Annotated in this window: 7 protein-coding genes; 3 read left to right on the top strand and 4 right to left on the bottom strand. The window is 62.8% G+C overall.

Annotated elements, in window-relative coordinates:
* The coding region (gene folP, locus EN893_RS07895) for a dihydropteroate synthase (protein ID WP_128361474.1) at positions 1–546 on the bottom strand (546 nt) is incomplete at its 3' end.
* Between the two features lie 124 nt (positions 547–670).
* Between folP and EN893_RS07890 the strand changes: the two genes are divergently transcribed.
* Both EN893_RS07890 and EN893_RS07885 read left to right on the top strand, forming a co-directional pair.
* Positions 671–1,309, top strand: coding sequence for a DUF922 domain-containing protein (locus tag EN893_RS07890; RefSeq protein WP_127375535.1), 639 nt, complete (start codon positions 671–673; stop codon positions 1,307–1,309).
* A gap of 204 nt (positions 1,310–1,513) precedes the next feature.
* The gene (locus EN893_RS07885) at positions 1,514–2,995 is read left to right on the top strand and encodes an MDR family MFS transporter (protein WP_127269544.1); all 1,482 of its coding nucleotides are present in this window, start codon (positions 1,514–1,516) and stop codon (positions 2,993–2,995) included.
* 3 nt (positions 2,996–2,998) lie between these two features.
* Here the strand turns inward: EN893_RS07885 and EN893_RS07880 are convergent, their stop codons facing one another.
* The 3 genes from EN893_RS07880 to EN893_RS07870 form a co-directional block, all read right to left on the bottom strand.
* Positions 2,999–4,027: an NAD(P)/FAD-dependent oxidoreductase gene (locus EN893_RS07880; RefSeq protein ID WP_127269545.1), complete on the bottom strand. Its 1,029-nt coding sequence runs from the start codon at positions 4,025–4,027 to the stop codon at positions 2,999–3,001.
* A 195-nt stretch (positions 4,028–4,222) separates the two neighbouring features.
* On the bottom strand, positions 4,223–4,543 hold the full coding sequence (locus EN893_RS07875; RefSeq protein WP_056582251.1) for a 2Fe-2S iron-sulfur cluster-binding protein: 321 nt from the start codon (positions 4,541–4,543) through the stop codon (positions 4,223–4,225).
* 111 nt (positions 4,544–4,654) lie between these two features.
* Positions 4,655–5,023 carry an Hpt domain-containing protein gene (locus EN893_RS07870; protein WP_127269546.1) on the bottom strand — a complete coding sequence of 123 codons (369 nt, stop codon included), beginning with the start codon at positions 5,021–5,023 and terminating at the stop codon, positions 4,655–4,657.
* A gap of 272 nt (positions 5,024–5,295) precedes the next feature.
* On the opposite strand from EN893_RS07870, the gene EN893_RS07865 reads away from it, so the two are divergent.
* The coding region (locus EN893_RS07865; protein WP_128361473.1) for a kinesin at positions 5,296–9,624 on the top strand (4,329 nt) is incomplete at its 3' end.

Here is a 9,624-nt window from a genome sequence, read left to right as displayed (position 1 = left end):
GATACGATCGTCGGCGATGCCGTTCTGGCGGGCGATTTCCAGCGCCCTTCGCAGGAACGTCAGTTGATCGGCAATCGCATCCGGCAGCTTCTGGCGATCCCGCCCAGTATGCATGATGACAAGCCCCGCGCCGGTGTCGGCGGCGACACGCGCAATATCGGGCTCGCGCTGCAAACCCCAGACATCGTTGACGATATGCGCGCCGGCGGCGACCGCCAGCCGCGCCGTGTCGGCACGATAGGTGTCGACCGAAATCAGCACCTCGCTCACGCCCGCCAGCGCTTCGATCACCGGCAGGATGCGGTCCTGTTCCTGGCTGGCCGATACCGCGGCAGCACCTGGGCGCGTCGATTCTCCGCCGACATCGACAACCAGCGCCCCTTCCCCGATCATGCGGCGCGCCTGGGCCAGCGCCTTTTCAGGGGCGTCGAACTGGCCGCCGTCGGAAAAGCTATCGGGCGTGACATTGAGGATGCCGACGACCACGGCCTTGCCGCCAAGGTCGAGATGGCGTCCATGCGCCAACTGCCATCGCCGGGCCGTCATTGCTCATCGACCATGGAGTTCATCAATCATGTGTGATCCCTGGCGGATCAATTTCATTGCGCCGGCAACGGCCGTAAAGCAAGGTGATCGAAGAGGCAACATGATGAAGCGAGCCATGCTTGGCATGAAAAGACGGTCCCTGGGCGTGAAACGATCCTTGGCTTGCGCGCTGCTGCTCGCCATGACCCCGCTTCCGGCGGCGACCGCCAATCTCGTCAAGACGTACAGCTATTTCGCCATCGGCGGCAGCACCCTCGACGACATCGAGGCACAACTCTCCAAACGCGGGCCGGAGGTGAAAAGCACCGGCAACCGGCACCCGGGCGCCACGCAGATGGCCTTCACCACCCGTGTCAGCTATGCGCAGACGCCGAGTTCCTGCCGGATCGCCGACGCGGCGGTGACCGTCAAGGTGAAGGTGATCCTTCCCGAGTGGCGCCGCCCGCGCAAGGCCGACGCCGATGTCAGGCTGTTCTGGGATACGCTGTCCGCCGACATCAAGCGCCATGAGGAGCGCCATGTCGAAATCGCCAAGAACCATGGCGGCGAACTCGAAGAGGCCTTGAAGGCCACCTACCCGCAAAAGAACTGCGATGCCGCCAAGGCCAAGGCGGCCGCGATCACCGCGGCTGTCCTGGCCAAGCACGACCGCGCCCAGCTTCAGTTCGACCGCGTCGAAAGCGTCAATTTCGAAAGCCGCATCTTGCGGCTGCTGCGCTACCGCATGGAGCGCATCGGCAACGGCCGACTGCCGCCGGCCTGAACGCACCCGAACTGAAAGCCAAATTCGCTGGAGGTAGTGCCAGATTCGAAAAACTTTCGAGCCCCTGTCGAAACCGGCCTATATGGGACGACATATGTCAGGCTCGCCAGACGCGAGCTTAAAACACCAATGCGATCCAAACGGTCAAGAAACCGGAACGGCTGAACAGGGCCGGTCAAATCGCAAGCTTATGGATGAACGATCATGGACCAGGCTGTCGATAACAAAACGATGGCGGAAACCGGCACGCCGATAACAGAGAGCGAAAAGAACGCCATTATCGGCGGCGTGCTGTTGTCGATGCTGTTGGCGGCACTCGACCAGACCATTGTTGCGCCAGCCATGCCGACCATCGGGCATGCGCTCGGAAACGCACACTATCTGCCATGGATCGTCACCGGTTATCTTCTGACCGCTACCGCCGTGGCCCCGCTCTACGGCAAGATTTCCGATGTCTACGGACGCCGGCCGACCGTCTATGCCGCGATCCTGATCTTTTTGGCGGGATCGCTGGTCAGTGCGATGGCTCCCAACATGTTTGTGCTGGTTGTCGGGCGGGCGATCCAGGGCGCCGGCGGCGGCGGCTTGTTCGCGTTGACGCAGACCGTGGTCGGCGATCTCGTTCCGCCGCGCGAGCGGGCACGCTATGCCGCCTGGTTCTCCGGCACATGGGCTGTCGCCAGCGTTGCCGGTCCGTTGCTCGGCGGCACTTTCGCAGAGCACCTGCACTGGTCACTGATCTTCTGGATCAACATTCCGCTTGGTGTTCTTGCGATGGCGATCATCAACAAGCCGCTCAAGAAACTGCCCGTTGCCGCAAAGCGCCATCGCATCGACGGCCTGGGCGCGTTGCTTCTGATCATTGCCACGGCGCTGCTGCTGCTCGCATTGAACTGGGGCGGCAGCGCCTATCCCTGGATTTCGCTTGAAGTCATCGGCGTTCTCTGCGGTTCGGCGATTTTCTGGGGCGCTTTTGCCTTGCGGCTTATGCGAGCCGCCGAGCCGCTCATCTCACTCGAAGTGCTTGGCAATCCAATCGTCCTGGCGGGCACGCTTTCGATGTTCCTGCTTCAGGCCGCAAGCGTCGGCATGGCTGTGTACCTGCCCGTCTATCTTCAGGCGGTGCTCGGCCTGTCGGCCGCAGAGTCGGGCATCGCGATGCTCGGGCTTCTGCTGGGGACCGTCGGCGGCGCGGCATTCAGCGGGCGTATGATACCGCATTTTACCCACTACAAGCGCATCGCGATGGTGGGCGTCGTCTTCAGCATGCTGTGCCTCTGCCTGCTGGCCGTCGTCGCAGGATATGCAACGCTGCTGGAGGTAGAGGTCTTGACGATCTGCATCGGGTTTGGAACCGGAACGACGTTTCCGGTCACCACCGTGTCGGTCCAGAACGCCGTCGATCGCGTGCATCTCGGCGTCGCGACGGGCGTGCTGACATTCCTGCGTTCGCTTGGCAGTGCGCTTGGTGTCGCGATGCTCGGCGCGGTCGCTCTGGGCTACGGCTTGCCACTTGCCGGTGAAGGCGTGCGGATCGTGGGCCATAGCGCGACGGTCGAGCCGTTCGTGATGATCTTTGCCGTCGCCGCCGTTACATTGCTGCTGGGGCTGATCACGCTGACGCTGATGCCCGAAAAGGAGCTTCGCGGTTACGCCGACAATGCGGCGCCCATCCTCGCCGAGTAAGCTTCAGCCGGAGACGCCGAGCTTCTTCTGCAGGCTGGTCGATGAGGTCGTGTACTGGAAAACGATGCGCTCGCCGGGGCTGATGATGCGCTTGGCGGCCTGCGCCATCAGCGCCACTTCGTGGAAGCCAGACAGGATCAGCTTCAGCTTGCCCGGATACCAGTTGATGTCGCCGACCGCGAAGATACCGGGCACCGATGTCTGGAACTTCTCGGTATCGACCGGAATAAGGTTCTCGTGAAGGTTGAGACCCCACTCCGCGATCGGTCCGAGCTTCATGGTCAGGCCGAAGAACGGCAGCATGCGCGTGCAAGGCACCTCGACATCGCCGTCAGGTCCCTTGATGGTGGCCGATGACAGTTGGCCGTCGGCACCGGTCAATCCGGTCACCTGCCCGACCTGGAACTCCAGCTGCCTCATCTCCTGCATGGCATACATCTTGTTGACGCTGTCGGGGGCGGCACGGAACTCGGGCCGCCGGTGCACCAGCGTCACGCTCTTTGCCACCGGCTGCAGGTTCAGCGTCCAGTCGAGTGCCGAGTCGCCGCCACCGACGATAACGAGGTCATGGCCGCGAAAATCCTCCATCCGGCGCACCGAATAGAAGACGCTCTTGCCTTCATAGGGCTCTATGCCGGGGATCGGCGGACGCTTGGGCTGGAAGGAGCCGCCGCCGGCGGCAATCACCACCACCTTGGCCTCGAACACCTCGTTTTCGTCGGTGGTGACGCGAAAACTGCCGTCCTCCAGTTTTTCCAGGCTGGAAACCATTCGGTTGTAGCTGAAATCAGGCTTGAACGGCGCGATCTGCTCGAGCAATTTGTCGACCAGCCCCTGCGCCGAGATCGAAGGCCAGCCTGGAATGTCGTAGATCGGCTTTTCCGGATAGAGCTCCGCGCACTGGCCGCCCGGCCGATCGAGAATGTCGATCAGGTGGCATTTCATGTCGAACAGGCCGAGCTCGAACACGGCAAACAGGCCAACCGGTCCTGCCCCGACAATAAGCACGTCTGTCCTGATAATGTCGGTCATGCCTGTGCCTCGCTGCGCATGACCCCGAAAATCGGATCGATTTTCGGAAAGGATCATGCGCAAATAAAAGTGCTACAGCGTCCTTTGCGCGTCCAAGAGGACGCGCGGCGCTGTAGTGAAACAGCAGGACACTGCATGACCATCGCTCCGCTGCCAAGCCGCAGCGGGAAAAATCAGTTGGCAAAGATACTGCGCTTATCCCTGACGGGCAGGCACCCGCACAATGAGACCGTCGAGCGCGTCTCGCACCTTGATCTGGCACGACAGCCGTGAGTTCGGCTGGACGTCGTAAGCGAAGTCCAGCATGTCCTCTTCCATCGCTTCCGGCTCGCCGACTTCAGCCGTCCAGGCTTCGTCGACATAGACGTGACAGGTGGCACAGGCGCAGGCACCGCCGCATTCGGCTTCGATCCCGGGCACGGCGTTGCGGATCGCGTTCTCCATGACCGTAGAGCCGTTCTCGGCGTCCATGTCGAAATGCGTGCCGTCATGGGCAATGAAAGTCAGCTTGGTCATTTGTCACCTGAAGGGAGTTCCAGCCGAGATAATCACTCCGGCTGACAAGTCAACTGCCGCATGAAAGCGCCGCCCGATGACGTTTTTCCGCAAATCGGGTTCAGCGCGGATTCAGCGGTTGATGGCGGCGATGAAATCGCGCACTTCGTCGATCAGCATGCCAAGCCGTTTGAGCGTCTGGCCGTCTTCCGGCCGATGCTCGATCTCGGTGGCGCAATCGGCGATGGCAAAGGCGCCGACGCCCCGTGCCGAACCCTTCAATCCATGGGCGAGCAGAAGCCGGTCCTTGATGTCGGCGTCGACTATTCTGTCGCGCACGGACAGCGCCTGCTGTACAAACAGCGCCAGCACCTCTTGCTCAAGGCTGCGGTCACCCATCGTCTGGCGGGCAAGGTGTGCCAAATCGACCGGCCGTGACCGCCTTGGTCCGGATACGTCGCCCCCGGGCATTGAGAAGGCAATGCCGCTTTCGCCACGCATGAACTCGAACTCCGTTTCTTCGATTCGCCCAAAAACCTAGGCGAATCCAATGGACAACGGGTTAATGAATGGCCGGGAAAAATGTTGCCAAAGCGGCGCCCAAATCACAGTTCCGTTAACCTTATATTTAAAGTTTTACGTATCCCGCGGAATGCATGTTTTCTTTACCCCCCTGTGTCATTACGATACGAGGGGTCCATTTTCAGCCTCCTGCGCGGGGCAAGACAAACAGAATTATAAGCCCGCGGCAGCTAGTACAGGGTAGCGAAGGCATGGCAAAGAAACCAACGACGACGAGAACTCTCGACAGCGACGTGGCCAGGGAACTGGAAAAGGCGCTCGATCTCGACCTCAGCAACGAGATCGGCAACGGCGACCTCGACATCGCGGCTTCTATGGAGGATCTGGAAGCTCAGATATCCCAGGCGGCCGACGAGTTGGCGCGCGAGGGACGCAATCATAAGCCGGAACAAAACCCGGAGCCCGTAGTCAATCAGAACCACGCCGCGAAACCCGCGCCCAAGGCAAAGCCTGCCGAATTGCGCCCCGTGGAACCGCGCAATGGCGCCCAGCCCGCTGGTTTCGCACCGGCCAATGACGATCGCCAGAAGGACTATAAGACGCTCCTGCACAGCCTCAACAGGCGTGCCTCGAACACCATTTACTGGGTCGTTGCCTTCGTTTCGCTCGCCTGGTTCGCTGGCGCCGGCGGTTTGGCCAATCTGCTTTTCGGACCGAGCATCTGGAGAATCCGTACGCTCGACCAGTTCCTTGCCCGTCCGGAGCTGATCGGCCTTGCGGTCGCGGCCATCGTGCCCGTCATCCTGTTCTGGGCCTTCGCCGCCATGATTCGCCGCGCCCAGGAAATGCGCATCGCCGCACAGTCGATGACCGAAGTGGCCTTCCGCCTGACCGAGCCGGAAAACCTTGCCCAGGATCGCGTCATGATGATCGGCCAGGCCGTTCGTCGCGAGGTCGCGGCCATGGGCGAAGGCATCGAACGCACGCTTGCCCGCGCGGTCGAGCTGGAAACGCTGGTCCACAGCGAAGTCAACCAGATCGAACGCTCCTATTCCGAGAATGAATCCCGCATCCGTTCGCTGGTCGACGGGCTCGGCAGCGAGCGCGAAGCCGTCGTCACCCATGCCGAGCGCGTCCGCGCTTCGATCACCGGCGCGCATGAGACGCTGAAGGACGAGATCGGCGCCGCCTCCGACATCATCCGCGACTCGATCCTCAATGCGTCGACCAAATTGTCGATGACGATCACCAATTCCGGCGACACGCTGATCGACCGCATCAACGAAAGCTCGATGTCGATCTTCGATTCCGTCGAAGGCCGGCTCGATTCGATCACCGACCGTCTGTCGACCTCGGGCGAGGCCTTCGCCAGCCTTCTCGACACCCGCATCGCCAAGCTGACGGACACCACTGACGGCCTGACACGGTCGTTGACCGATCTGCTCGACGATCGCACCACAGGCATGGTGTCGCTGCTCGGCGGTGCCGCGCGCACTCTCAATTCCGAATTCGAGGCCAGCCTCAACGGCATCGAGCGGACTCTCGCCGAACGCGGCCAGGCCCTGATCAGCGAGTTCCAGACCCGCGCCGAGGCGCTGGACACCGGAACGCAGAAGCTCAATGCGGCACTCGAGGCCCGTGCCCGCCAGATCAACGAAACGCTGGTCGAGCGCGCCCGCGAAATCGCGCACACCTTCGCCGAGAGCAAGGACACGCTGTCGGCGATGATCGATCAGGGCAAGACCCAGATCGGCGCCGACATGGCCGATATCGTCACCTCGACCTCCTCCATGCTCGAAGCCCGCGCCAGCGACTTCGCCGGACGCATGGAAGCCGCCCGTCACGTCGTGTCGCGTTCGTTCGACAGCGACATCCAGCGGCTCGCCGACGCCCGCGTCGGCATCGAGGAAGCCGTCGAGAACCACAGCAGGAAACTGTCCGAAAGCCGCGAGCGCATGGCCGCGGCCATGGAGGCCGACCTGGCGAAGTTCGCCGAGGGCCGCGCCGGCATCGATGCGGCGGTAACCAACCAGGTGCAGAAGCTGGCCGAAGGCCGCAGCCTGATCTCGCGCGCTCTCGAAGAGGACCTGCGCAAGGTCAATGAATCGCGGGCGGCCATCGATGCATCGCTCGGCAGCCATCTCGAAAGGCTGGAAGAAGGCCGCAACAGGCTCTCCACTGCCCTAAACGAAGACTCCGGGAAACTGGTGCAAGCTCGTACGATCATTGACGAAATGGTGGCCGGGCATGTTGGAAAGCTTGCCGAGGGCCGCAACATTCTGTCACGCGCCCTGGAGGCCGACCTCGGCAAACTGTCCGACAGCCGCGCCAGCATCGACGGTCTGGTCGCCGGTCAGGTCGAGAAGATCGCCGAGGGCCGCGCCGTGCTCGCCAAGGCGTTGGAAAACGACATCGTCGGCATCAAGAGCCTCATCGAAACCCATTCCGCCAAACTGGCGGAGGACCGCACGCAGCTTTCCCATTCGCTCGACAGCGATCTGTCCGGAATACGCGGCCTGATCGAAAGCCACTCGGGACGGCTGGCCGAGGACCGCGGCCTGCTGTCGCAGACGCTTGAGGCCGACCTTGCCAAGCTGGCTGAAAGCCGTTCGAGCATCGACGGTCTGGTCGCCGGTCAGGTCGAGAAGCTGGCGGAAGGCCGCGACATTCTCAAGCGCGCGCTGGAATCCGATCTGAACACGATCAAGGGCGTCATATCGAGCCAGTCGGAAAAGCTGGCCGAGGATCGCGGTCAGCTTTCCCGGGTCCTGGAAGCCGATCTGCAGAATGTGAACAGCGTCATCGCCGATCACATGAACAAGCTCGTCCAAGACCGCTCCGCCCTGTCGAGGGCCCTTGAGGATGACCTCGCCAAGCTGGCCGACAGCCGTTCCAGCATCGACGGGCTGGTTGCGGGTCAGGTCGAGAAGTTGTCCGAGGGCCGAGATATCCTGCGGCGTGCTCTGGAATCCGACCTCAATGCGATCAAGGGCACCATTGCCGATCAGTCGCAGAAACTGGTCGATGACCGAGCACAGTTCGCCCGGGCGCTCGAGGCTGATCTCGAAAGCGTCAACGGCTTGGTCAACAGCCATTCCGAAAGGCTCGTGCAGGACCGTTCGACGCTGTCGAAAGCGCTTGAAGCCGACCTCGAAAACGTCGGCGGCCTCGTCAACAGCCACGCGGAAAGGCTCGTCCAGGAGCGCTCGACCCTGTCGAAAGCGCTTGAGGACGATCTCGGCAAGCTGGCCGAGAGCCGCTCCAGCATCGATGGCCTGGTCGCCGGCCAGGTCGAGAAGCTCGCCGAGGGCCGCGATGTTCTCAAGCGCGCGCTGGAAGCCGACCTCGCCAAGCTGGCCGAAAGCCGCTCCAGCATCGACGGCCTGGTCGCCGGCCAGGTGGAGAAACTGGCCGAGGGTCGCGACATTCTCAAACGCGCCCTCGAAGCTGACCTGCAGAAGCTCACCGAAAGCCGCGGCGATATCGACAACATCATCGCCGGGCATGTCGGCAAGCTCGCCGAAGGCCGCAATATGCTGACCCTCGCGCTGGAAGACGATCTCGGCAAGCTGGCTGAGACCCGCAAGGATGTCGACCGCTCACTGTCGGGCCACATCGACCAGATTGCCGCCAGAAGCTCGGACATCTCTGCCGCTATCGCAGGCGATGTCGAGAAAATCGAGCAGGCATTCAGCCGCCAGACCGGCATCATCGAGGAGCGTGCCGGCACCATGGAGCGTGCGCTCTCGACAGGCGTAGACAACGTCCGCGCCGTGCTCGAGAAGAGCGCCGTGTTTGTCGCCGGCGCCCTGCGCGAAAAGGTGCTGGAAGTCACCAGCACCCTGCACGAGCAGGCCGGTGCCGCTTTCAGCGACGCCGACCGCAAGATCGCCGAGCGCGCCGAGCAGACGTCCGCCGCCCTGCTGGCGCGGGCCGAAGACATCGCCCGCACCTTCGAGGATGCAGACCGTCGCCTCCACGCTCGCGCCGAAGACACGTCCAACGCCTTGCTTGCCCGTGCCGACGATACGTCCAGCTCGCTGCTGGCCCGCGCGCATGAAACCGCCGATCAGCTGGCCGCTCGCGCAAGCGAGATCGCCGGCACCTTCGACGCCGCGGATCAGAAGCTGGCCGCCCGTGCCCAGGAAGCCGCCGATCAGCTGACTGCCCGGGCCCAGGACACCGCGGATCATCTGGCCGCCCGTGCAAGCGAGATTGCCGGCACGTTCGATGCGGCCGACCAGAAGCTGGTTGCCCGCGCTATCGAGACCGCCCAGTCGCTGGCCGCGCGTGCCGGCGACATCCTGCGCAACTTCGAAGGCGCCGACCAGCGGCTCGGCATGCGCATCGGCGAATCGGCCGAAGCGCTTGCCGCACGCGCGTCGGACCTTGGCCGCATTTTCGATGCCGCCGACCAGCAACTCGTCTCGCGCATCGCCGAAGGTTCGGAAGCGCTGTCGAGCCGTGCCTCGGAAATCGGCCGTATCTTCGACGAGGCGGATCAGCGTCTGGTGTCGCGCATCGCCAGCAGCACCTCCACGATCGGCGAGCATGCCGAGACGATCGTCGGTGCCTTTGCC

The sequence above is a fragment of the Mesorhizobium sp. M7A.F.Ca.CA.004.04.2.1 genome, assembly GCF_004022825.1.
Classification (GTDB): domain Bacteria; phylum Pseudomonadota; class Alphaproteobacteria; order Rhizobiales; family Rhizobiaceae; genus Mesorhizobium.
This window is presented reverse-complemented; position numbering and strand designations above follow the sequence as displayed.